At 71.9% G+C, this 23,789-nt stretch carries 21 protein-coding genes; 10 read left to right on the top strand and 11 right to left on the bottom strand.

Features of this window, described 5'->3' with window-relative positions; translation table 11 throughout:
* Nucleotides 1–23 precede the first annotated feature (23 nt).
* The 4 genes from ADL34_RS05495 to ybaK all read left to right on the top strand — a co-directional run bounded on the left by ADL34_RS05495 (nucleotide 24) and on the right by ybaK (nucleotide 4,096).
* Nucleotides 24–1,601, top strand: a complete 1,578-nt coding sequence (locus tag ADL34_RS05495) for a hypothetical protein (RefSeq protein WP_062675005.1) — start codon at nucleotides 24–26, stop codon at nucleotides 1,599–1,601.
* 169 nt (nucleotides 1,602–1,770) lie between these two features.
* Nucleotides 1,771–2,817, top strand: coding sequence for a hypothetical protein (locus ADL34_RS05490; protein ID WP_062675003.1), 1,047 nt, complete (start codon nucleotides 1,771–1,773; stop codon nucleotides 2,815–2,817).
* 11 nt (nucleotides 2,818–2,828) lie between these two features.
* On the top strand, nucleotides 2,829–3,566 hold the full coding sequence (locus ADL34_RS05485; protein ID WP_062675001.1) for an LON peptidase substrate-binding domain-containing protein: 738 nt from the start codon (nucleotides 2,829–2,831) through the stop codon (nucleotides 3,564–3,566).
* Between the two features lie 26 nt (nucleotides 3,567–3,592).
* Nucleotides 3,593–4,096 carry a Cys-tRNA(Pro) deacylase gene (gene ybaK, locus ADL34_RS05480; RefSeq protein ID WP_062674999.1) on the top strand — a complete coding sequence of 168 codons (504 nt, stop codon included), beginning with the start codon at nucleotides 3,593–3,595 and terminating at the stop codon, nucleotides 4,094–4,096.
* 211 nt (nucleotides 4,097–4,307) lie between these two features.
* Here ybaK and ADL34_RS05475 read toward each other — a convergent pair whose 3' ends face one another.
* The 4 genes from ADL34_RS05475 to ADL34_RS05460 form a co-directional block, all read right to left on the bottom strand.
* Nucleotides 4,308–5,054 (bottom strand): DUF2567 domain-containing protein, encoded by a 747-nt coding sequence (locus tag ADL34_RS05475; protein ID WP_079034512.1) that lies wholly within the window; start codon nucleotides 5,052–5,054, stop codon nucleotides 4,308–4,310.
* Nucleotides 5,055–5,088: 34 nt separating this feature from the next.
* Complete coding sequence (locus ADL34_RS05470) at nucleotides 5,089–5,913, bottom strand: ABC transporter permease (protein WP_062674995.1); 825 nt, start codon at nucleotides 5,911–5,913, stop codon at nucleotides 5,089–5,091.
* A gap of 88 nt (nucleotides 5,914–6,001) precedes the next feature.
* Complete coding sequence (locus ADL34_RS05465) at nucleotides 6,002–6,976, bottom strand: ABC transporter ATP-binding protein (RefSeq protein WP_062674993.1); 975 nt, start codon at nucleotides 6,974–6,976, stop codon at nucleotides 6,002–6,004.
* 156 nt (nucleotides 6,977–7,132) lie between these two features.
* Nucleotides 7,133–8,347, bottom strand: coding sequence for an NYN domain-containing protein (locus ADL34_RS05460; RefSeq protein ID WP_062674990.1), 1,215 nt, complete (start codon nucleotides 8,345–8,347; stop codon nucleotides 7,133–7,135).
* 247 nt (nucleotides 8,348–8,594) lie between these two features.
* On the opposite strand from ADL34_RS05460, the gene ADL34_RS36320 reads away from it, so the two are divergent.
* A complete protein-coding gene (locus ADL34_RS36320; protein ID WP_086868444.1) occupies nucleotides 8,595–8,759 on the top strand; it encodes a hypothetical protein in 165 nt (54 codons plus the stop codon).
* 90 nt (nucleotides 8,760–8,849) lie between these two features.
* Here ADL34_RS36320 and dnaE read toward each other — a convergent pair whose 3' ends face one another.
* The gene (dnaE, locus tag ADL34_RS05455; RefSeq protein ID WP_062674988.1) at nucleotides 8,850–12,389 is read right to left on the bottom strand and encodes a DNA polymerase III subunit alpha; all 3,540 of its coding nucleotides are present in this window, start codon (nucleotides 12,387–12,389) and stop codon (nucleotides 8,850–8,852) included.
* 215 nt (nucleotides 12,390–12,604) lie between these two features.
* On the opposite strand from dnaE, the gene ADL34_RS05450 reads away from it, so the two are divergent.
* From ADL34_RS05450 to ADL34_RS05435, 4 genes are all read left to right on the top strand, one after another.
* Complete coding sequence (locus ADL34_RS05450) at nucleotides 12,605–13,930, top strand: DUF2252 domain-containing protein (protein WP_062674987.1); 1,326 nt, start codon at nucleotides 12,605–12,607, stop codon at nucleotides 13,928–13,930.
* Between the two features lie 90 nt (nucleotides 13,931–14,020).
* Complete coding sequence (locus tag ADL34_RS05445; protein WP_062674985.1) at nucleotides 14,021–14,719, top strand: hypothetical protein; 699 nt, start codon at nucleotides 14,021–14,023, stop codon at nucleotides 14,717–14,719.
* Between the two features lie 79 nt (nucleotides 14,720–14,798).
* A complete protein-coding gene (locus ADL34_RS05440) occupies nucleotides 14,799–15,623 on the top strand; it encodes a thioredoxin domain-containing protein (RefSeq protein WP_062674984.1) in 825 nt (274 codons plus the stop codon).
* 114 nt (nucleotides 15,624–15,737) lie between these two features.
* Nucleotides 15,738–17,399 (top strand): alkaline phosphatase D family protein, encoded by a 1,662-nt coding sequence (locus ADL34_RS05435; protein ID WP_062674982.1) that lies wholly within the window; start codon nucleotides 15,738–15,740, stop codon nucleotides 17,397–17,399.
* Nucleotides 17,400–17,406: 7 nt separating this feature from the next.
* Here the strand turns inward: ADL34_RS05435 and ADL34_RS05430 are convergent, their stop codons facing one another.
* Complete coding sequence (locus tag ADL34_RS05430; protein WP_062674980.1) at nucleotides 17,407–17,976, bottom strand: dienelactone hydrolase family protein; 570 nt, start codon at nucleotides 17,974–17,976, stop codon at nucleotides 17,407–17,409.
* 93 nt (nucleotides 17,977–18,069) lie between these two features.
* Between ADL34_RS05430 and ADL34_RS05425 the strand changes: the two genes are divergently transcribed.
* The gene (locus ADL34_RS05425) at nucleotides 18,070–19,191 is read left to right on the top strand and encodes a mechanosensitive ion channel family protein (RefSeq protein ID WP_062674978.1); all 1,122 of its coding nucleotides are present in this window, start codon (nucleotides 18,070–18,072) and stop codon (nucleotides 19,189–19,191) included.
* 5 nt (nucleotides 19,192–19,196) lie between these two features.
* Here the strand turns inward: ADL34_RS05425 and ADL34_RS05420 are convergent, their stop codons facing one another.
* The 5 genes from ADL34_RS05420 to lspA form a co-directional block, all read right to left on the bottom strand.
* Nucleotides 19,197–19,937, bottom strand: coding sequence for an SDR family oxidoreductase (locus ADL34_RS05420; RefSeq protein WP_062674977.1), 741 nt, complete (start codon nucleotides 19,935–19,937; stop codon nucleotides 19,197–19,199).
* A gap of 38 nt (nucleotides 19,938–19,975) precedes the next feature.
* Nucleotides 19,976–21,562 (bottom strand): Na+/H+ antiporter, encoded by a 1,587-nt coding sequence (locus tag ADL34_RS05415; RefSeq protein ID WP_062674973.1) that lies wholly within the window; start codon nucleotides 21,560–21,562, stop codon nucleotides 19,976–19,978.
* Between the two features lie 85 nt (nucleotides 21,563–21,647).
* A complete protein-coding gene (locus tag ADL34_RS05410; RefSeq protein WP_062674971.1) occupies nucleotides 21,648–22,124 on the bottom strand; it encodes a GNAT family N-acetyltransferase in 477 nt (158 codons plus the stop codon).
* A complete protein-coding gene (locus ADL34_RS05405; protein WP_062674969.1) occupies nucleotides 22,121–23,065 on the bottom strand; it encodes an RluA family pseudouridine synthase in 945 nt (314 codons plus the stop codon). The genes ADL34_RS05410 and ADL34_RS05405 overlap by 4 nt, the downstream gene beginning before the upstream one ends.
* Nucleotides 23,066–23,139: 74 nt before the next feature.
* Entirely contained in the window at nucleotides 23,140–23,739 is a 600-nt protein-coding gene (gene lspA, locus ADL34_RS05400; RefSeq protein WP_062674968.1) for a signal peptidase II, read from the bottom strand.
* Nucleotides 23,740–23,789: the final 50 nt, after the last annotated feature.

Raw genomic sequence — 23,789 nt, 5'->3', positions numbered from 1 at the left:
TAGCCGAGGAGGATGAGAAGGACGTGACCGAGGGGGCCGGCATCCGGGACGGGGACCTGCCGGACGATCTGACCGCCGCCGAGGCCGGGATGTGGCAGGCGTTCCGCAACGGCAGCGTGTACGACCTGAGCAGCGGCGACACGGTCGTCGACGATCCGCACGGCGGGCACCCCTGGGGCGACGAGCGGACCGTGCGGGCCCGCATCGTGTGCTGGCTGCTGCTGGACGGGCCGCCCCCGCTGGCGGGCCGGGTGTCCTCGCTGAAGCTGGTGGGAGTGCAGGTCAGCGGCGCGCTGGACCTGGCGGGCGGCACGGTCGAGCCGTACGTCGAGATGCGCGGCTGCCGCTTCGAGCGGGAGGTCCTGCTGCCGGAGGCGCGGTTCACCACGCTGCGGCTGGTGGACTGCTCGGTGCCGCGCCTGGAGGCGGCGCGGGTGCACACCGAGGGCGATCTGCATCTGCCGCGCTGCCGTTTCCACAACGGGGTGCGGATCACGGACGCCCACATCGGCACGGACCTGCTGCTCAGCCAGGCGGTGGTGTACCGGGACCGCAGCGGCCGTTCGATCGCCGGGGACGGCATGAACGTCGGCCAGGACCTCCAGGCCGAGATGCTGGAGTCGCACGGCGAGCTGAGTCTGCGGGGCGCGAGCATCGGCGTGTCGCTGAGCCTTCGCGGGGCGCGGCTGGTGAATCCGTACACCCGGCTCGCGCTGAACGCGCCCCAGCTGACCGTCGGGCGGACCCTGTACCTGACCCCGGCGGGCGTCGGCAGTCCGCTGCTGAGCGGGCGCACCCCCGCGCGCGGGACACGGGTGCAGCGGTTCGAGTGCCGGGGCGGGGTGCGGCTGGACGACGGGCGGTTCGGGGACGCGGTCGACCTGGAGCGGGCCCGGTTCGTCTTCACGGACGAGCAGGAGCTGTCGATGCGCCGCGTCCAGACGCCGGAGCTGCGCTTCCTCGGGGAGCGGATGGAACGGGGCCGGGTGCTGCTGTCGGGGGCGCGGGTGGTCAACCTGATGGACAGGGCGGACGCCTGGCCGGGGCCGGGGCTGCTGCACATGGGCGGCTTCAGCTACGAGAACCTGGTGCCGCGCGGCCCGTTCCCGCTGGAGCGGCGGCTGGAGTGGGTGGCCGCCGCGACCGCCGAGTACAACCCGGAGCCGTACGAGCTGCTGGCCTCGGTGCTGCGGGCGGGCGGCGAGGACGAGGACGCGCGCGAGGTGCTGCTCGCCAAGCAGCGCCGGCGGCGCGAGACGCTGCCCCCGGCCGGGAAGCTGTGGGGGTACGTCCAGGACTGGATGGTCGCCTACGGCTATCGGCCCGGGCGGGCCGCGGTGTGGATGGCGATTCTCTGGGCGGCGGGCTCGGTGGCCTTCGGGTACGCCGATCATCCGCCGATCAAGGGCGGCGAGCATCCGACGTGGAACCCGACGTTGTTCGCGCTGGACCTGCTGCTGCCGGTGATCGATCTGGGGCAGGTGGGGTTCTGGCAGTTCAGCGGTGTCTGGCAGTGGCTGGCGGCGGCGATGATCCTGCTGGGCTGGATCCTCGCGACGACGGTGGCGGCGGGGGCGACCCGGACGCTGCGGCGCAGCTGAGCCCGGTGGGGCTTTTGATGATGTGGGGATCTGTGCGACCGGTGAGCTGATTTCATGGATGTCCGACTGTTGTTGAACAGTTGACCTTTACCGGTTCTTGACCGACGGCGGTACAACTTTCGCCGTCTTGGCCTTTCCCTCTGGCGCCGGTGTGACCTGCGGACCTTCAATGGTCGACACCATGGCTCTGCTGCTCCCGTTCGGCCGGGCGTCACGGACGCCCGGGCCCTCAGCGCAGCACCCCGCCGCCGGGCTCCCCGCCGACGACGAGGTGCTCCTCGACGCGCCCGACGACCGCCTGGGCCCCGCGCTGGTCGCGGCCGGGCAGGGGTCCCACCGCGCCGCGGCGGACCTCCTCGCCGCCACCCGCGCGCACGGCCGGTGGGAGGACCGCGACCGGTACGTCCTGCGGCTGGCCGCCTTCGCCCGCTCCCGGCCCGAGTGGGTGCAGGCCTGGTACGCGGCAGCCCCGGACGACCCGGACGTCCTGCTGCTGCGCGCCCAGCTCGCCGTGGACCACGCCTGGCGGTCCCCGGCCCGTGCCGAGCTGCTGCGCGGGGTGAGCCCGCTGATCACCGCCGCCGCCCGCGCCGACGACCGCGACCCGGTGCCCTGGCGCCTCGCCCTGGACCACGCGCGCGGCTCCCGCGCCGGGCACACCTACTTCGGGGAGCTGTGGGAGGCGGCCCTGCGCCGCGCCCCGCTGCACTACGGCTGCCATGTCGCCGCCCTGCGCTACCTGGCCTCCTCCTGGCACGGCTCCCACCGCGAGTGCCTGGACTTCGCCGACCGGGCCGCGCAGGACTCCCCCGACGACTCCCTCGTCCAGGCGCTGCCCGCCCGGGCGGCGCTCGCCTACCTGGACGACGGGTGCGGCCCCGGCGTACCCGTCGAGCGGCTGCACGCGGCGGCCGACCGGGCGGTCGCGCTGTCGGCCCGCTTCCCGGCGGCCGACCCGTGGCCCGCCGCCGTGCGCAACAAGCTCACGTACGTCCTGGTCGAGCTCGGCCGCTGGGAGGACGCCCTGGATCAGCTGCGGCTCATCGGGCCCTACGCCACGTCCTACCCGTGGAGCCGGTTCGCGGAGGATCCGCTGAGCCGCTTCCTGGAGGTACGGCAGCAGGTCCGGCGGCGCGCGGGCTCCGCCCCGGCCCGGGGGCGCTCCGGGCACCCACCAGGTGGGCGCGCCGGTCGCGCCGCGCGGCGCGACCACTAGGCTTTGGCGCCGTGACCGTCCGCCTTCCGCTCTTCCCCCTGAACTCGGTGCTCTTTCCCGGGCTCGTCCTGCCGCTGAACGTCTTCGAGGAGCGGTACCGCGCCATGATGCGCGAACTCCTGAAGACCCCCGAGGAGGATCCGCGCCGTTTCGCCGTGGTCGCCATCCGCGACGGCCACGAGGTGGCCACGACCGCCCCCGGGATGCCCGATCCCACCGCCGTGCCCGAGCGCGGCCCCGCCGCCGGCTTCGGCCCCGACCCGCTCAAGGCCTTCCACACCGTGGCGTGCGTCGCGGACGCGGCGACGATCCGGGAGCGGGCCGACGGCACGTTCGAGGTGCTGGCGACGGGCACGACCCGGGTGCGGCTCGTCTCCGTGGACGCGTCGGGCCCGTTCCTGACGGCCGAGCTGGAGGAGCTGACCGAGGAGCCCGGCGACGAGGCGGGAGCGCTCGCCGAAGGCGTGCTGCGGGCCTTCCGACAGTACCAGAAACGTCTCGCCGGGGCCCGCGAGCGGTCCGTGTCGACCACCGCCGACCTGCCGGACCAGCCGTCCGTCGTGTCCTACCTGGTGGCCGCCGCGATGATGCTGGACACCCCGACCAAGCAGCGGCTGCTCCAGGCCCCGGACACCGCGTCCCGGCTGCGCGACGAGCTGAAACTCCTTCGCGCCGAGACCTCGATCATCCGTACCCTGCCCTCGCTCCCGGCGTCGGACCTGACCCGCGGACCGACCAGCCTCAACTGACGCACCACCCTGGGGAACGGCCACCAATGGCGAAGAAGTCGAAGAAGCAGCAGCAGCCGGGCGGCACCCCGGCCACGGTCGCGCTGACCGCGGCCGGTGTCGCGTACACCGTCCACTCCTACGAGCACGACCCCGCACACCCCTCGTACGGCGAGGAGGCGGCGCAGGCGATGGGCGTCTCACCGGACCGGGTCTTCAAGACGCTGGTCGCGGACGTGGACGGCACCCTGACCGTCGCGGTCGTCCCGGTGGCGGGCCAGCTGGACCTCAAGGCGCTGGCGGCGGCGGTCGGCGGCAAGCGCGCCGCCATGGCGGACCCGGCGCTCGCCGAGCGCACGACCGGCTATGTGCGGGGCGGCATCTCGCCGCTGGGCCAGCGCAAGAAGCTGCCCACGGTCCTGGACGCCTCGGCCTCGGGCCACGAAACGATCTGCGTCTCGGCGGGCCGCCGGGGCCTGGAGGTCGAGCTCTCCCCCGCCGACCTTGCCGCGCTCACGGACGCGGTCCTCGCACCCGTCGGGCGCGGGTGAGCCCACGGAACGGGCGTAGATGAGCCCACGGCCTGGCCTGTATGGGCCCTCGACGGCGGGGCCGTCCTCGGTTAAGCACCAAGGACATGTCGAAGAGGACGCGCAAACGGAAGTGGCGTATCAAGAAGGGCCGTTCGAACCACGGACGCCGTCCGGCGTGAGGTGACGGCCCACCGCTCAGGGGGCGGACCCGCCCCCTGGGCCTCCGGCCTCAGGCGGCCGGTGAGCCGTGCGTGTCCTTCGCCTGCCCCTGTGGGGGCTGCTGCTGGTACGGGTCCGGCTCCCGCGGGCCGAACAGCGCCGTCAGCCCGAGGTGCACCACCAGGGCCGCGAGCGGCCAGGCCAGCCAGGCCCCCTTCGCGCCCAGCTTCAGCGGCGCCGAGAAGGTGACGCCCTTGCCCACCGCCTTGGCGTGGGCGATGACGTCCTCCGTGGGGCCGAGCCAGACCCCGATCCGCCAGGCGAGCAGCGACCCGAGGAAGCCGCCCAGGGCCAGCCCCACCACCAGCGGCACACCGCCGCGCCGCCGCCACAGGAACACCGCCACGGCACTCACCAGGCCGAACGCGAGCGCGAGCAGCGTGAACGTTCCGTCCACCCCGATGGCCTGCTCGCCCTCGGAGTCCTTGAAGTACACGACCCAGCCGTCGTCGACGACGTCCCCCACGAGCGGCACGCTGGGCGCCAGCCGCCACCACAGCACGCCCAGCAGCGCGCCGAGGAGCGCGACCACCACGGTGACCACGGCGCCCTCGCGCAGTTCGGTCTTCATACCGGGACCGTCCTGTCCGTACGAGCCCGGCGCGCCGTACGGGCCGGGCGAGCCCTGCGGACTCCCGGCGGCGTCGGATATGGCGTCGTGCGGCACGGCGGCCGTGTACCCGGCAGCGGGCTGCTGCCACCCTCCGGGGGAGGACGGGTCACGCGGCGGCGGCGGAGGAGTCAGCGGAGCGGTCACCCTGCCATCGTGCCAGGCCGCCCCGCGCGGCGCGTCACCGGACGGCCGCCCGGCGGTAGGCCCAGGTGGCGACGGCCAGCGAGACGACGCCGACCACCGCGCACACGGCCAGGTCACCGAGGACGAACCCCCAGGCGGGCGCCTCCCCGAAGGTCCGCGCGAACGCCTCCACGCCGTAGGTCGAGGGCAGCAGGTCGCGGGCGAACCGGACCACCTCGGGCATCCGGTCGGCGGGCAGGACGCCCAGCAGCAGCGCCGCCGACATGCCGAGCTGCCCGAGCAGCGTGGCCAGCTCGGGGCGCGGCGCGAGCAGGCCGAGGGCGGCGCCGAGCCCGGCGAGCGCGGCCCCGGCGAGCGGGATCACCGCGACGAGGATCCACAGGTGGGTCATCGGCAGGCCGAACAGCAGGCAGCCGGTCACCGCGGTCACCACGGTCCCGGGCACCGTGAAGGAGGCGTACGCCCCGGCCGCGCCGAGCACCACGGCCGCGGGCGGCACGGGCAGCGTGGCGTAGTGGTCGAGGCCGCCGCTGGCGCGCAGTTGCCCGAAGTACTGGGCGAGCAGGTTCAGCGCGACGAAGGCGACGACGAGCACCGACGAGCCGGCCACCACGGCCTGCGCCTCGGCCCCGCCGTCGACGACCCCGCGCATCAGGATCATGATCCCGATCGACTGGAAGGTGGCCACGAACAGCAGCGGGATACGCGCGACCCGCGCCCGGGACAGCTGGGCGCGGTACACGGCGCACAGCGACGGCCACAGCCGCGCGCGCGGCCCGAGCGCGGCCGGGGCCCGGCCGGACGTCTCGTCCGCGGCCAGGGCGCCGCCCGGCAGAACCTCGGCGGGTACGACACTCACGTGGCGCTGCTCCCTTTCGCACGGGGGATCGAGACGACGGTGGTCGTGACGCGTACGGCGTCCAGTACGGGTCCGGCGGTCAGCGTGCTCACGCCTTCACCAGCCCCTTCTGCGCGGCACCGCCCAGCGCCAGGTAGACGTCCTCCAGGCTGGGCGTGGCGAGCGTGAAGTCGTCCAGCGCGGCGAAGGCGGCTCCGCCGGTGACGGTGGCGACGACCGTGCGGGCCTCCTCGGGGGCGAGCCGCAGGGTCCAGCGGCGGCCGGATTCGAGGGCGCGGTCCTGGAGCGCGGCGACCTCGGGCACCTCCAGGGGTGCCCGCTCCCGCCACAGCAGCTCGACGCGGACCTCGCCGGCGACACGCTCCTTGAGGCCGGAAGGCGTGTCGCAGGCGATGACGCGGCCCCGGTCGAGGACGGCGACCCGGTCGAGGACGGTCTCGGCCTCGATGACGTTGTGGGTGACGAGGAGCACGGTCGTGCCCCGCTCGGCCCGCCGGCGGTCCACGGCCGACCAGACGGCCCGCCGGGCCACCGGGTCCATCCCCGTGGTCGGCTCGTCCAGGACGAGCAGTGGCCGCTCCCCCACCAGGGCGGAGGCGAAGCAGGCCAGCCGGCGCTGGCCTCCGGAGAGCTTCTTCAGGGGGCGCCCGGCGATCGGGGCGAGCCCAAGTTCGTCGAGGACGGCGTCCCGCTCGGCCCGGGCCCGCCGGGCGTCCAGGCCGCGCAGCCGTCCGGTGGTCTCGGCGGCGAGGGACACGGTCAGCTCGTCGAGGGCCGACGACTCCTGGCCGAGGTAGGCGAGGATGCGCGCCGCCCGCTCGGGGTGGCACACGATGTCGTGCCCGAGGATCTCGACGCTGCCGGAGTCGGGCCGCATCAGCCCGGTCAGCTGCCGTACGAGGGTGGTCTTGCCGGCGCCGTTCGGGCCGAGCAGCCCGAAGATCTCGCCCTGCGCGATGTCGAGCCGGACGTCGTCGGTGGCCCGCAGCGCGGGCGTGCCGGGTGCTCCGCGGCGCCCCCGGACGGCCGGGTAGGTCTTGGTCAGCCCGCGCACGGCACACACGACGTCACCACCGTGCCGAAGTGCCTGTCCCGCGCGCGTACTCACAAGGCACGAGGGTACGGGGTCCGGGTGCCCGATCCGTCCCCGGGGCGGCCGGTCGCGGCGAATCGCCTGCTCGCCGCCCGCGTCGGCACGCCTGGCGCGCGGCGGGGGGGCTCAGTCGGCGGCGGACGCGTGCTCGGCCGTGCGGACGTCGATCTCGCGCCAGAACCCGGCCCGGATCGCGTACCGGTCGTGCTCGTCGATCTGGTCGTCCTTGTGGGCGAGCAGCCCGAAGCGGGCCGCGTACCGCAGCAGCTCGCCGTCGATGCGGTGCGGGATGCGCGGGTACATGGCCGACAGCTTCTGCAGGTGCCCCTGCTCCCCGAGCCGGCCCATCCAGCGGCGCGCGAAGACCTGGCCGACCTCGTACGGGTCGCCGCCGACCGTCGTGATGTCCTCCTCGCGGTCGGCCCAGCGCTGCTCGGCGGTGGTGAGCTGCGCGAGGGTCGGCATGGCAGCGATCTCGGGCGGCTCGGACGCGGTGCCGGGGCGGTCGACCCAGCCCTTGTCCGAGGACCAGCGCAGGGTCGCGTTCGCCGGGGGCTGCGGGTGCTGGACGCCGGGCGCGCGCAGGGCGGCGAGGTCTTTCGGGGTGGGGACGCCCTTGGACGCCGGGACCCGTTCGGGGGCACCGGTGTCCGTGCCGGCGGCCGGGGCGTGTTCGGGCTCCTCGGAAGGGCGTTCCGTCCGCGCGCCGAGCGTGGAGTCCGGCAGCGGCGCCGACAGGATCGCGGCGATCTCCGGGCGGGGCACCGGCGGTGGCGCGCACACGCCGGTGAGTTCCTTGGCGCGTACGGCCTGGGTGATCCAGGCGCGGTCGAGCACCCGGCGTTCGTCCGCCTCGGCGACCAGGTCCTCGGACTGGTTGTAGTCGCCGTCGGCGGCCTGCACGGCCCACAGGTGCACGGCGACGCCGTGCTCCTTGGCGGCCATCATGCCGGGGAGCAGGTCGCCGTCGCCGGTGACCAGCACGACGTCGGAGCAGGCGCGGTTGCGGGCGAGCTCGGTGAGTTCGGCGTGCATCGCGGCGTCCACCCCCTTCTGCGCCCAGCGGCCGTCGCTGCGGGTCAGGGCGCCCAGCCGGACGGTGACCCGCGGCATCACGCGCAGGCGGCGGTGCTCGGGCTGGGGCACGCGGTCGGGGGCGCCGTCGAACCAGTAGATGCGCAGCAGGGGCTGCTGGGTGTCCGACTCGGCGCAGGTGCGCAACGCCTGGATGAGGGCGGCGTGGTCGACGCTGATCCGTGACCGGGAGGGTTCCCCGGCGAGCAGGCTGGCGGCGGCCCCCAGCAGATACCCGGCGTCCACCAGGACGATGCAGCGGTCCACACGACTCACCCTCTTCCCGGGAGGTTTGCTTCAGGCTTCCTTCGAGTCTGCCCGACCGTGCGGGGGTTAACGGGCCGAACTCGATCTTCGGCGTGGCGTTTCGGCGTAACGGGTCGGCGCCTTGGCGGGGCGGGCGTCCCGACAACCGCCACTACACAGGGTAATTATCCGACATGCACTCTTTGTCAGCCTATGTGAATCTGGTCCCGGCCCTGGCCCCTAGATCCCCCACAGGAGGCAGATCACCATGGCCAAGAACAAGAAGCAGGACCGTAAGCAGCCCCAGTCCGCGCGTGGTGCCCGGCAGACCGACACCACGGTGATGGAGTCGCCGGCGGAGCCCGCGCTCGCGCAGGCGAGCCCGGGCGACATCGCCCGCAAGGGCCGGCAGAAGCGCTTCGGCCACAATTGAGATCTGCGTAAGGGTTGTTGAGACCCGGCTACGACGAAGGGGCGCGTCCCGTGCGGGAGGCGCCCCTTTCGTACGGCCGCGGAAGTCCGGTCAGCCGGCCAGGCAGGACGGGCCGAGCAGCACCTTGAGATCGCCGAACAGCGCCGGATCGGGCTTCACCCGGTGCCGGTCGAGCCGCAGCACGGTCGTCCTGGTCGGGCCCTGGAGCTTGATGCGGACCTCGCTCTCGCCCTTGTGGTGGGTGAGGATCTCGCCGAGCCGGCTGACCATCGGCGGGGTGACCCGGGTGGCCGGGATGGTGAGGATCACCGGCGCGTTGGCGCCCGCGTTGGACAGGTCGGGCACCTGGAGCTCCATCGCGACGAGCCGCGGCACGTCCTCGCGCTTGTCGAGCCTGCCCTTGACGAACACGACCGCGTCCTCGACGAGTTGGGTCGACACGAGCTGGTAGGTCGCCGGGAAGAACATGCACTCGATGGAGCCCGCGAGGTCCTCGACCGTGGCGATCGCCCAGGCGTTGCCCTGCTTGGTCATCTTGCGCTGGAGGCCCGAGATAATGCCGCCGATGGTGACGACCGCGCCGTCCGCGTGCTCACCGCCGGTGAGCTGCGAGATGCCCGCGTCCGCCTTGTCGGACAGCACGTGCTCCAGGCCGAACAGCGGGTGGTCGGAGACGTACAGACCGAGCATCTCCCGCTCCTGGGCGAGCAGATAGGTCTTGTCCCACTCCTCGTCGGTGAACTGCACGTCGAGTCCGAAGCCGGGCTCGTCGCTCTGCTCCTCGCCCATCCCGCCGAAGAGGTCGAACTGGCCCTCGGCCTCCTTGCGCTTGACCGCCACCACGTTGTCGATCATCGGCTCGAAGTGGGCCGTGAGGCCCTTGCGGGTGTGCCCGAGGCTGTCGAACGCGCCCGCCTTGATCAGCGATTCGGTGGTCCGCTTGTTGCAGGCGGCCGCGTCGATCTTGTCGAGGTAGTCGGGGAAGGAGGAGTACTTCCCCTTCGCCTTGCGGCTCTTGATGATCGACTCGACGACGTTGGTGCCGACGTTGCGGACGGCTTCCAGGCCGAAGAGGATCACGTCGTCGCCCTGGGCGGCGAAGTTGTGCACCGACTCGTTCACGTTCGGCGGGAGCACGCGGATGCCCATGCGGCGGCACTCGTTGAGGTAGATCGCCGACTTGTCCTTGTCGTCCTTGACGGACGTGAGCAGCGCGGCCATGTACTCGGCCGGGTGGTTCGCCTTGAGGTAGGCGGTCCAGTACGACACCAGGCCGTACGCGGCCGAGTGCGCCTTGTTGAACGCGTAGCCGGCGAACGGGACCAGCACGTCCCACAGGGCCTGGATGGCCTCGTCGCTGTAGCCGTTCTTGCGGGCGCCGGCCTGGAAGATCGTGAAGTTCTTCGCCAGCTCCTCGGGCTTCTTCTTGCCCATCACACGGCGGAGGATGTCGGCCTCGCCGAGCGAGTAGCCGGCGACGATCTGGGCGGCCTTCTGCACCTGCTCCTGGTAGACGATCAGGCCGTAGGTGACGTCCAGGACCTCCTTCAGGGGCTCCTCGAGCTCCTTGTGGATGGGCGTGATCTCCTGCTGCCCGTTCTTGCGCAGCGCGTAGTTCGTGTGGGAGTTCATGCCCATGGGGCCCGGGCGGTACAGGGCCGACACGGCGGAGATGTCTTCGAAGTTGTCCGGCTTCATCAGGCGCAGCAGGGAGCGCATGGGGCCGCCGTCGAACTGGAAGACGCCGAGGGTGTCGCCGCGCTGGAGCAGCTCGAATGTCGTCGGGTCGTCCAGCGGGAGGCTCAGGAGATCGATGTCGATCCCCTTGTTGGACTTCACCATCTTCACGGCGTCGTCCATGATCGTCAGGTTCCGCAGGCCGAGGAAGTCCATCTTCAGCAGGCCGAGCGACTCACAGCTCGGGTAGTCCCACTGCGTGATGGTCACGCCGTCGGTGTGCCGGACCCAGACGGGCACGTGCTCGGTGATGGTCTCGCTGGACATGATCACGCCGGCGGCGTGCACGCCCATCTGCCGGACCAGGCCCTCCACGCCGCGCGCGGTGTCGATGACCTTCTTCACGTCCGGTTCGTTCTCGTACATCGAGCGGACCTCGCCCGCCTCCGAGTACCGGGGGTGGTTCGGGTCGGTGATGCCGGAGAGCGGGATGCCCTTGCCGAGGACGTCGGCGGGCATGGCCTTGGTGATGCGGTCACCCATCGCGTACGGGTAGCCCAGCACGCGCGCGGAGTCCTTGATCGCGTTCTTGGCCTTGATGGTGCCGTAGGTGCCGATCATGGCGACCTTGTCGGCGCCGTACTTCTCCGTCACGTACCGGATCACCTCGACGCGCCGGCGCTCGTCGAAGTCGATGTCGACGTCGGGCATGGAGATGCGCTCGGGGTTGAGGAACCGCTCGAAGATCAGGCCGTGCGGGATGGGGTCGAGGTCCGTGATGCCCATGGCGTACGCGACGATCGAGCCGGCCGCGGAGCCTCGGCCGGGGCCGACCGCGATGCCGTTGTTCTTCGCCCACATGATGAAGTCGGCGACGACGAGGAAGTAGCCGGGGAAGCCCATCGAGATGATGACGTCCATCTCGTAGTCGGCCTGCTTCTGCCGGTCCTCGGGGATGCCGCCGGGGAAGCGGCGCTCCATGCCGCGGCGGACCTCCTCCTTGAACCAGGTGACCTCGGTGTAGCCCTCGGGGATGTCGAACTTGGGCATGAGGTCGCGCTTCTCGAACATGCCCGTGGTGTCGACCATCTCGGCGATCAGCAGCGTGTTGGCGCAGCCCTCCTGCCAGGCGTCCGAGGAGTCGATGGCGTACATCTCGTCCGTGGACTTCAGGTAGTAGCCGGTGCCGTCGAACTTGAAGCGGTCCGGGTCGGAGAGGTTCTTGCCGGTCTGGATGCAGAGCAGGGCGTCGTGGGCGGTCGCCTCGTGCGCGTACGTGTAGTGAGAGTCGTTCGTCACCAGGGGCGGGATGCCGAGCTTCCTGCCGATCTCCAGCAGGCCGTCGCGGACCCGGTGCTCGATGTCGATGCCGTGGTCCATCAGCTCCAGGAAGTACCGGTCCTTGCCGAAGATGTCCTGGTAGTCGGCGGCCGCCTTGAGCGCCTCGTCGAACTGGCCGAGCCGCAGCCGCGTCTGGACCTCGCCAGAGGGGCAGCCGGTGGAGGCCACGATCCCCTCGGACCACTGGGAGATGGTCTCCTTGTCCATCCGGGGCCACTTCTGGAGCCAGCCCTCGGCGTAGGCGTCGGACGAGAGGCGGAAGAGGTTGTGCAGCCCCTTGCTGTTCACGGCCCACATCGTCTTGTGGGTGTAACCGCCGGAACCGGAGACGTCGTCGCGCTTCTGGTGCGGCTGGCCCCACTGGATCTTGCGCTTGTTGCGCCGGGACTCGGGGGCGACATAGGCCTCGATCCCGATGATCGGGGTGATCCCGGCCTTCTGCGCGGAGTGGAAGAAGTCGTACGCCCCGTGGAGGTTGCCGTGGTCGGACATGGCGATATGGGTCATGCCCATCTCGTTGCACGCGTCGAACATGTCCTTCAGCCGCGCGGCACCGTCCAGCAGCGAGTACTGGGTGTGGACGTGCAGGTGCGTGAACGGCGGCTTCGACACGACGTGGCCTCCATGGAAAACACTCGGTGACAGGCGGGCGGACACTTCCGGGGACAGCGTCGAAGTCTATGCCTCGGGACTGACACCTACGGGTCTGCCCCGCGTACCTTCACAACGAGGCCCACCCCCCGAGGCCCGCGGGCACTTTCCGGCGGGCCCGCCCGTTCGATACGACAGAAACGCTGTCGTACACATGCACCAGGAGGCACCCAGCGATGTCGGTCCCCCAGCTCAACGACGAGCAGCGCGGCGACGAGATCCTCGCCGTCTTCGACACCGCGTTCGGCGAGCTCCTGGCCGCCGACCCGGCCGCGTTCCGCGTGAAGTTCCGGAAGATGGCGGCCTCGGCCTTCGCGTTCTACCGGGGCACGGCGGGCCTCTTCTACCACGACCTCGACGCCGAGAAGCGGGGCGGCCCGTACCTGGACGAGCGCACCTCGCGCGTGTGGATCCACGGCGACCTGCACGCGGAGAACTTCGGCACGTACATGGACTCCAACGGCCGCCTGGTCTTCAACGTCAACGACTTCGACGAGGCCTACGTCGGTCCGTTCACCTGGGACCTCAAGCGCTTCGCCGCCTCCGTCGCCCTCATCGGCTACGCCAAGGCGCTCGGCGACGACCAGATCACCGAGCTGGTGCGGATCTACGCGGGCGCCTACCGCGCGCGCATCCACGCCCTCGCGACCGGCGCCAAGAGGGACGAGGTGCCGCCCTTCACGCTGGACACCGCCGAGGGCCCGCTGCTGGGCGCCCTGCGTGCCGCCCGCTCGCTGACCCGCTTCGAGCTGCTGGACTCGATGACGGAGATCCGCGACTTCGAGCGCCGTTTCGCGCCCGGTGGCGGTTCCATCGAGCTGGACGCCGCCACGCGGTACAAGGTGCTCGCGGCCTTCGACGGCTATCTGGAGACGCTGCCGGACGCCTCGCTGGCCCGCCCGGACTCCTACCGTGTGAAGGACGTCGTGGGGCGGCGCGGCATCGGCATCGGCTCGGCTGGGCTGCCGTCGTACAACATCCTGCTCGAGGGCCACAGCGACGCCCTGGAGAACGATGTGGTGATCTACATCAAGCAGGCCCAGACCCCGGCCGTCTCCCGGCACATCACGGATCCGGCGATCGCCGGGTACTTCCAGCACGAGGGCCACCGCACGGTGATCTCCCAGCGCGCCCTCCAGGCGCACGCCGACCCCTGGCTCGGCTGGACGGAGCTGGACGGCGCGGGCCAGCTGGTCGCGGAGGTCTCGCCGTACGCCGTGGACCTGGACTGGAGCGACATCGACGACCCGGAGGAGATCGCGGCCGTCGTCGCCGACCTCGGCCGGGCCACCGCGGCGATGCACGCGGCGGCGGACGACACCTCCGGCGAGTCGCTGGTGCCGTTCTCCACCGAGCGCGCCATCGACGCGGCGATCGCGGCCGACGAGGCGAACTTCTCCGAACTGCTGGTCTCCTTCGCGCACGACTACGGCGCACGCGCGCGCACCGACCACCAGATCTTCGTGGACCTCTTCCGCAACGGCCGGATTCCGGGTCTGTGACGAAAGGGTCGCCCACCGGCCCCCGGGGACCTCTCACAGGCACTCTTTAGGGGTCCCTTACCTCCTCTCATGCCACACTCTTCTTTCGATATGGACATCTCCGGGACCCAGCTGCGAGCGGTACGCGCGGCGCTGTTCACGTCACTCGTGGTGACGCTGAGCACGGCGTCACACGTCCTGCTGTCCCGGGCGCCCCTGCCGCTGAACACGGTGGCCCTGCTGGCGGCCGCCGTGTTCGCCCTGGCCTACGCGCTGGCCGGGCGGGAGCGGAGCTTCGGGCGGATCGCCGCGCTGCTGATCCCGCTGGAGCTGGCGGCCGACACGATCCTCACCACCGGGCAGCACGTCTGCTACGGCAGGGCGGGCGGCCCGGTCGCGGGCCCGCTGGCGTCCGTCGGCTGGGACGTGCTGTGCGGCGACGGCACCCGGGTCGGCGCCCCGCTGGCCCAGGTCACCGGCACCGACCCGGACCGCCTCGGCGGGCTCCTCGCCCACGCGGACCCGGCCACCGCCTGGTTCCTGCTCGCCGCCCACGTGGGTGTGGGCCTCGCCGCCGCGGCCTGGCTGCGCCGGGGCGAGCGGGCGCTGGCCCAGCTGCTGCGCGCGGTCGGCGCGACCACGTTCCGGCCGCTGCTGCTGGCGGTCGCGGCGGTTGCGGTCCGGCTGACCGCACCGGCCCGGCGCCTGCCGCGCCCGGCCCACCGGGCGGCCTCCGCCCGCCTGCTGCTCCTCGTGCACTCCCTGGGACGGCGTGGACCGCCGTGCTCGCCCGCGTTCACGTCCGCGTGAACGCGCTCTGAGCAATACGGCCCACCCGTACGTATCCCGCACACGACGTGTGCGCGTCCCCATGCATGGAGATCACCCAATGAGCAAGCGGAACAGCCAGACGGCGAAGTCGGCGGCCCGAGAGCGCCTGCGCGCCGAACGCGAACGCGAGGCCAAGCGCGCCAAGGTCAGGCGCCAGATCATCGTGGCCGCCTCCGTCGTCGGCGTCCTGGCGGCAGCGGGCGGCATCGGCTACGCGGTCGTCCAGGCGAACAAGCCCGGTTACTGGGAGGCCGCCAAGAACGACAAGCTCGTCAAGCCTGCCAACGCCTCGGGCGAGAACGGCACGACCGTCGTCGTCGGCAAGGACAGCGCGAAGAAGACGCTCGTCATGTACGAGGACCCCCGCTGCCCGGCCTGCGCCCAGTTCGAGCAGACGGTCGGCTCGACCGTCGACAAGGACGTGAAGGACGGCAAGTACAAGATCCAGTACGTCGGCGCGACCTTCATCGACAACAACGTCCCGGGCGAGGGCTCCAAGAACGCGCTCAGCGCGCTGGGCGCGGCCCTGAACGTGAGCCCGGAGGCGTTCCTCGAGTACAAGACGGCGCTGTACTCGACGAAGTACCACCCCGACGAGACCGAGGACAAGTTCAAGGACGACGCGTACCTGATCAAGGTCGCGAACACGGTCGACGCCCTGAAGGACAACAAGCAGTTCCAGACGGCCGTGAAGAAGGGCACCTACGACAAGTGGGCGCTGGTCATGAGCGAGAAGTTCGACTCCGACGGCGGCAAGTACGACTTCCAGGGCACGCCGACGCTCGTCATGGACGGCAAGAAGGTCACCGGCAGCGACGGCAAGAGCGCCCCGATGACCGTCCAGGACTACACCAAGGCCGTGGACGCGGCGCTGAAGGGCTGACGTCCGCCTTCGGGCGCCGGTGACCGCAAGGAAGCCGGACCTCCGTGTGAAGGGCGGGCGAATTTCCTGGAATTCGCCCGCCCGCACGAGTACCGCTCAGTAACCTGATCGGCTGTGACCAGTCGATACAGATCATCCGATCAGTACAACGCGCTCAGCCCACGCCGCCGTTCGGTCGTCAAGGCCGCGGCGGCGACGGCTGTCCTGGCCGGCCCGCTCGCCGGCGCCCTGCCCGCTCGCGCAGTCGACGCGGCCCCCGCCTTCCTGCACGGCGTCGCCTCCGGCGACCCGCTGCCCGACGGCGTCCTGCTGTGGACCCGCGTGACGCCGACGCCCGACGCCCTGCCCGGTTCCGGGGTCGGGCCGGACATCACGGTGAGCTGGACCGTCGCCCTGGACAAGGGGTTCACCAACGTGGTCGCCAAGGGCTCGACCACCGCGACAGCCGCCTCCGACCACACCGTCAAGGCCGACATCCGCGGCCTGTCACCGGCCACCGACTACTGGTTCCGCTTCTCGGCCGGCGGCACCGACTCCCCGGCGGCGCGCACCCGCACCGCGCCGGCGGCGGACGCCCCGGTGGCGAACCTGCGCTTCGGCGTCGTCTCCTGCGCCAACTGGGAGGCCGGCTACTTCTCCGCGTACCGCCATCTCGCGGCCCGCGGCGACCTCGACGCCTGGCTCCACCTCGGCGACTACATCTACGAGTACGGCTCCGGCGAGTACGGCACCCGCGGCAAGGTCGTGCGCCCGCACGCCCCCACCCACGAGATCGTCACCCTCGCCGACTACCGCGTCCGGCACGCCACGTACAAGACGGACCCGGACCTCCAGACCCTGCACACCAGGGCCCCGGTCATCGCGATCTGGGACGACCACGAGTTCGCCAACGACACCTGGTCGGGCGGCGCCGAGAACCACACCGAGGGAGCCGAGGGCGCCTGGGCGGCCCGGCAGGCCGCCGCCAAGCAGGCGTACTTCGAGTGGATGCCGGTGCGCCCGGCGATCGCGGGCACCACCTACCGCCGGCTGCGCTTCGGCAAACTCGTCGACCTGTCCCTGCTCGATCTGCGCTCGTTCCGCTCCCAGCAGGTGTCCCTCGGCAACGGCGAGGTCGACGACCCCGACCGCACGCTCACCGGACGCGCCCAACTGGACTGGCTGAAGGCGAACCTGAAGTCCTCGGACACCACCTGGCGCCTGGTCGGCAACTCCGTGATGATCTCGCCGTTCGCGGTCGGCTCCCTCTCCGCCGACCTGCTCAAGCCGCTCGCCAAGCTGCTGGGCCTGCCGCAGGAGGGGCTCGCCCTCAACCCCGACCAGTGGGACGGCTACACGGACGACCGCCGTGAACTCCTCGCGCACCTGCGGTCGAACGCGATCCGCAACACGGTGTTCCTCACCGGCGACATCCACATGGCGTGGGCGAACGACGTCCCCGTGGACGCCGGCACCTACCCCCTGTCGGCCTCCGCCGCCACGGAGTTCGTCGTCACCTCGGTGACGTCGGACAACCTGGACGACATCGTCAAGGTCCCCGAGGGCACGGTCTCGGCGATCGCCGCCCCCGTCATCCGCGCCGCCAACCGGCACGTCCACTGGGTCGACACCGACCGCCACGGCTACGGGATCCTCGACATCACGGCCGAGCGCGCGCAGATGGACTACTACGTACTGTCCGACCGCGCCAAGCAGGACGCCACGTCCAAGTGGACCCGCTCCTACCGCACCCGCAACGGCACCCAGAAGGTCGAGCGCACGTACGACCCGGTGTGACCAGGCTCTAGAGGGTCTCCAGGAAGCCGAGTGCCACCCTCCAGGTGGCCTCGGCCGCCTCCTCGTCGTAGTCCGGGAGGTCCGGGTCGGTGTAGAGGTGCCCGGCGCCCGCGTACCGGTAGACCTCGACGTCGGCGCCCGCCCGGCCCATCTGGAGGTACCAGGCGCTCAGCCAGTCGTCCGTCTCGAACGGGTCGGGCTCGGCCACGTGCAGCTGCACCGGCAGCTCGTCCACGGAGGCGTTCGCCGCGATGTCAGAGGTGCCGTGCAGGAGCAGCAGCCCGCGGGCCTTGTCGTCGCCGAGCGCCAGCGTCTGCGCGATCGAGGCGCCGAGCGAGAACCCTGCGTAGACCAGCCCCCGGTCCGAGTAGGGGGCCGCGGCCAGCACGGCCCGCTTCAGCAGTTCGTCCTTGCCGATCGACGTGTTGAACTCCATGCCCTCCTCGACCGTCTCGAAGGTGTGCCCTTCGAAGAGGTCCGGCGTCCACACCTCGTGTCCGGCGGCACGCAGCCGGTCCGCGGCCTGCCGCACCGCGGGCCTGAGGCCATAGGTCGAGTGAAACAGCATGATGTTCATGAGGCCATGGTGCCAGCCGGTCCGGCGACGCCGTGACCAGCGCCTCACCGGTCGCGATGTTCAGGCCCCCCGCAGGCTGGTTACGTTCGAGGGATGGAGACGATACTCCGTCCACTGCTCGTGATCGGCGGCTCGGTCCTGCTCACCCTGTTCATCGGGTGGGCCACCGACCTCGTGATGCGCAAGGCCGACGAACGGCACGGCGAGACCCCGCTGTGGGGGCTCCTGCGCCGCGCCCGGGTGCCCTGGCAGGTCGTGCTGTGCGCGGCCCTGCTGAGAGGGTCCTACGACGAGTCCCGGTTGCTGGAGGAGCACCGTGTGGCCGTGGGCCGGGTGCTCACGCTCGTGCTGATCGGGGCGGCGGCCTGGCTGGCGATCCGGATCGCCGCCGCGGTCGTGGAGACCTCGTACAGCCGCTACGCGCGGGTGCACCACGACGCGGCGCGGGTCCGCCGGGTCCGCACCCAGGTGACGCTGATCATGCGGGTGGTGTCCGCGGTCGTCGGCGTGGTGGCGACGGCCGCGATGCTGCTGACATTCCCGGCGTTCCGCGCGGCCGGCGCCTCGCTGCTGGCCTCGGCCGGCATCCTCGGCATCGTCGCCGGTGTGGCCGCCCAGTCCACGCTGAGCAACATGTTCGCCGGCCTGCAGATCGCCTTCGGCGACATGGTGCGCATCGGGGACACGGTCGTCGTGGACGAGGAGTGGGGCACGGTCGAGGAGATCACCCTGACCTTCCTGACCGTACGGACCTGGGACGAGCGCCGGATCACGATGCCGGTGTCGTACTTCACGGCGAAGGCGTTCGAGAACTGGTCGCGCGGCGGCGCCCAGATGACCGGCACCGTCTATCTGCACGTCGACCACTCGGCGCCGCTGGACGCGATGCGCGAGAAGCTCCGCGACATCGTGCGCGAGTGCCCCGCCTGGGACGGCCGCGACTACGGCCTGGTCGTCACCGACTCCACACCCTCCACCATGGAGGTCCGCGCCCTGGTCACCGCGAAGGACGCGGACGACCTGTGGACGGTACGGGTCACGGTGCGCGAGCAGCTGATCCGCTGGCTGACCGAGCGGCATCCGTACGCGCTGCCCCGCGTCAACGCGGCGGACGCGGCCCTGCCGCCCGGCTTCCCGGTCCCCGGCCGGGTCCCGCCGGCCCGCCGTACTCTCCCCCGCGGCCAGCAGCCCTCGGCACGCTCCGAACGCCCCTGACGGCCTCAGTGCCCGCGCTCGGCGCCGCCGTTGACCTGGATGACCTGTGAGGTGATGTGGCCGGCGCCGTGCGACGCCAGCCAGTGCAGCGTGGCGGCCACGTCGCCGGGCGTCCCGGCCCGCCCGTTGGACGTCTCGGCGACGAGCCGGGCGCGCCGCTCCTCGCTCATGGCGTCGCCGAAGAACCCGGTGTCCTCGACGTATCCGGGGGCGACGACGTTCACGGTGATCCCGCGCGGCCCCAGCTGACGGGCCAGGTCGTGGGCGTACGGGTGCAGCGCCGCCTTGGACGCCGCGTACGCCCCGCTGCCCGAGCCGCGGAAGGCGGCGATGGAGCTGAGGAACAGCACCCGGCCGCCGGGGTCGGCGAGCCGGTCCTTCAGGGCCTCGGTGAGCAGCGCGGCGGTCAGCGTGTTCAGACCGAAGTTCAGGGTCCAGTCGTGCAGGACGACGTCGAGCGGTTCGTCGCTCTCCACCCGGGGTTCGAGCCCGCCCGAGCCGCCGGCGCTGTGGATCAGCACGTCCACGGTGCCGAACTCGGAGGCGACGAAGCGCTCCACCGCGCGCGCCCCGCGCGGCCTGCTGAGATCCGCCGCGAAGGTCAGCGCGCCGGGCACCTCCGCCTGCTCCAGGACCTCGGCGCGCCGCCCGAGCAGCAGCACCTGGTCCCCGTCCGCGGCGAACAACCGGGCCGTCGCGAGCCCGATCCCCGTACCGCCTCCACTGATGACAACGTTGCGAGCCATGATCAGATGGTACGAAGCCCGGGGCCCCGGCGGGCGGATCAGCGCAGACTGCGCACGTCCAGATGCCGCAGCACCCGGTCCACCACCTCGGGGACAGCCCCCGGTTCGGTGCGGGCGGCGAGGATCTCGTGGCGGGCCGCGCTCAGCAGTTCGCCCTGGAGGCGCCGCACCCGCTTCAGCCGTTTCGCCCGCTGGTGGTGGGCCTCCCGGCGTTCCTCCTCGCCCAGGTCGGGGCTGATCCGCACGCCGATGTCCAGGGCGCGCCGCAGCATCTGCTCGGCCAGTTCGTCGGGCAGGTCCTCGACGGCCTCGATCTCCCGCAGTCTGCGTTTGGCCGCCTTGGCCGCGCGCGTCGCCAGCGACCGCTCGTACTCCTTCTCCCATTCGCTGTCGGCCTCCACCCCGAGTCGCCGGACCAGCCACGGCAGGGTCAGGCCCTGGAGGACGAGGGTCGCCATGATCACGCCGAACGCGATGAAGACGATCTCGTCCCGGTCCGGGAAGGGCGAGCCGGAGTCGGTCTCCAGCGGGATGGCCAGCGCCAGCGCGACGGACGCCACCCCGCGCATCCCCGACCACCACATGACGACGGTCTCACGCCAGGTCATCGGGATCTCCTCCTCGACGTCCCGTCTGGCGTGCATCCGCTTCGCGAGCCAGCTGGCCGGCAGCAGGTACAGCAGCCGTACGAGGACGACGACGCCGACCACCGCTCCGGCCCAGGTGAGCATCTCGCCCCAGCGCCCGGCCGCCGTGCTGAGCGCGTTGTGCAGTTCGAGGCCGACCAGGCCGAAGGCGACGCCGGTGACCAGCGTGTCGACGATGTCCCAGAAGGTGTGCCCGGCGAGCCGGGTCATCACGTCGTCGGCGTCGGTGGCGTACTCGGCGAGGAACAGCGCGGTGACGAGCACCGCGAGCACCCCGGAGCCGTGCAGTTCCTCCGCCATCACGTAGGAGGCGTACGGCACCAGGAGGGACAGCCCGATCTGCAGGGTGGGGTCGCCCAGCAGGTCCATCAGCTTGTAGGCGCCCCAGCCGAGGGCGAGCCCCACGGCCAGCGCGACCACGGCGGACAGGACCAGGTCGAGCCCGGCCTGCCACGGGGAGAAGGTGCCGCTCACGGCGGCGGCGATCGCCACGTGGTACAGCACGATCGCCGTGACGTCGTTGAACAGGCCCTCGCCCTCCAGGATGGACACCAGGCGGCGCGGCAGCCCGAGCTGGCCCGCCACGGCGGTGGCAGCGACCGGGTCGGGCGGCGCGACGAGGGCGCCCAGCGCCACGGCCGCGGCGATGGGCAGGCCCGGCACGATCGCCTGGGCGACCGCGGCCACGCACACCGTGGTGACGAACACCAGTGCCACGGCGAGCAGGAGGATCGGCCGGACGTTCGCCGCGAACTGCCGCCAGGACGTGCGCCGTACGGCGGCGTACAGCAGCGGCGGCAGCAGCAACGGCAGGATCAGGTCGGGCGGGACGTCCACGTTGGGGACGAACTCCAGCAGCGCGAGGACGATCCCGAGCAGGGTCATCAGCACCGGGGCCGGCAGACCGACCCGGTCCCCGACCGGGACGCTCACCAGGGCCCCGAGCAACAGCACGAACAGCAGGGCCAACTGATCCACGGTCAGCGCTCCGACGGGTAGTCATACGTCCACGGGACAGACCTCAAGCCTGCCACGCCGCGCGCCTCACCAGCGCGTTCGCGCCCTACGGGGTCAGGGCGCGCCGCATCGCGCGGTGGGGTATCCCGGCGTCGGGGAACTCGGGTCCGTACGCCAGGTACCCCAGACGCTCGTAGAAACCCAGGGCGTGGGTCTGCGCGTGCAGGTCGACGGCCGTGAGTCCACTCACGCGGGCCGCGTCCTCGATGGCGCGCACGAGGGCCGCGCCGACGCCGAGACCCCGGGCCCCCTTCGTCACGGCGAGCCGGCCCAGCGACCCCACCAGGGGGTCCCCGCCGGTCTTGGCGGCGGCCGCCTCGCCGTGCAGCAGCCGGCCGGTCCCGAGCGGCAGCCCGTCCTCGCGGACCGCCAGCACATGGACCGCGCCGGCGTCGTAGGCGTCGTACTCGATCTCCGGCGGGACGCCCTGCTCGGCGACGAAGACCTCCTTGCGCACCGCGAAGCACGCCTCGCGGTCGGCGGGGTCCTCGGCGACCCGCACGGTGTACACGGCGCCGCTCATGCCCAGGTCTCCTCGCGCACCTGGTCGAGGGCCTGCTGGAGGTCGGCCGGGTAGTCGCTGGCGAACTCCACCCACTGCCCGTCCCCGGGGTGCTCGAAGCCCAGGCGCACGGCGTGCAGCCACTGGCGGGTCAGCCGCAGCCGCTTGGCGAGCGTCGGGTCGGCGCCGTAGGTGAGGTCGCCGACGCAGGGGTGCCGGTGGGCGGCCATGTGGACGCGGATCTGGTGGGTGCGGCCGGTCTCCAGCTTCACGTCGAGCAGCGAGGCCGCCCGGAACGCCTCGATGAGGTCGTAGTGCGTGACGGACGGCTTGCCGTCGGCGGTGACCGCCCACTTGTAGTCGTGGTTCGGGTGGCGGCCGATCGGCGCGTCGATGGTGCCGCTGGTCGGGTCGGGGTGGCCCTGCACGAGCGTGTGGTACCGCTTGTCGACCGTGCGCTCCTTGAACTGGCGCTTGAGCGAGGTGTACGCGTACTCGGACTTGGCGACGGCCATGAGGCCGGAGGTGCCGACGTCGAGCCGGTGCACGATGCCCTGGCGCTCGGCGGCTCCGGACGTGGAGATGCGGTAGCCGGCGGCGGCGAGCCCGCCGATCACCGTCGGCCCGCTCCAGCCCGGCGAGGGGTGTGCAGCCACGCCGACGGGCTTGACGATCACGACCACGTCGTCGTCGTCATGGACGATCTCCATGCCCTCGACGGGCTCGGCGACGACCTGGACGGGGGCCGGCGCCTGTGGCATCTCGACCTCCAGCCACGCCCCGCCGTGCACCCGCTCGGACTTCCCGACCACCGACCCGTCGACCGTGACCTTCCCCGCCGCGGCCAGCTCGGCCGCCTTCGTACGGGAGAAGCCGAACATGCGGGAGATGGCGGCGTCGACGCGCTCGCCCTCCAGGCCGTCCGGCACGGGCAGGGTACGGATCTCGGGAATCGTGCTCACCCGTCGAGTATGCCGGACGGGGCGGACGACCCCGCACGGGCCTGTGGACAACCCGTGGCCGGCCGCGGCGGCGGTCAGTCCTTGTGGACGGTTCCGTCCGGGTCCAGGCCCCGGAACGACAGCAGCACGATCAGGACGCCGCCGCAGACGATCGCGGAGTCCGCGAGGTTGAACACGGCGAAGTGCTTGGGAGCGATGAAGTCCACGACGGCACCTTCGAAGACACCGGGCGCCCGGAAGATGCGGTCGGTGAGGTTGCCGAGGGCCCCGCCGAGCAGCAGGCCGAGCGCGATCGCCCAGGGCACGCTGTACAGCTTGCGGGCGAGGCGGGCGATCACCACGATCACGGCGGCCGCGATGACCGTGAAGATCACGGTGAAGGCCTCGCCGAAGCCGAAGGCGGCGCCCGCGTTGCGGATGGCCTCGAACTTCAGCCAGTCACCGATGATCTCGATGGGCGGCTGGTGCTCCAGCTCGGCGACCACCCACATCTTGCTGACCAGGTCGAGGACGTACGCGAACGCGGCCATGCCGAAGAGCACGCCGATCCGGCGCCTGCCCCGGGGCCGCTCGGCCGCCGCCGCGTCCTTCTCCCGCCGGTCGGACTGCTCCGGCCCGGCGTCCCCCGCCTCCGGGGTGTCCGGCGTACCGATGATGCGCTCCGCCTCTGCCACGTGAGTCCCTCGACCTAGGTACCTGACTGAGGACGAGAGTACGGCACGTC

Origin of the sequence: Streptomyces sp. NRRL WC-3605 (assembly GCF_001509795.1) — a bacterium.
Classification (GTDB): Bacteria; Actinomycetota; Actinomycetes; order Streptomycetales; family Streptomycetaceae; genus Streptomyces; species Streptomyces viridochromogenes.
Note: the sequence above shows the minus strand (reverse complement) of the source record. Positions and strands in the feature narration are given on the sequence as shown.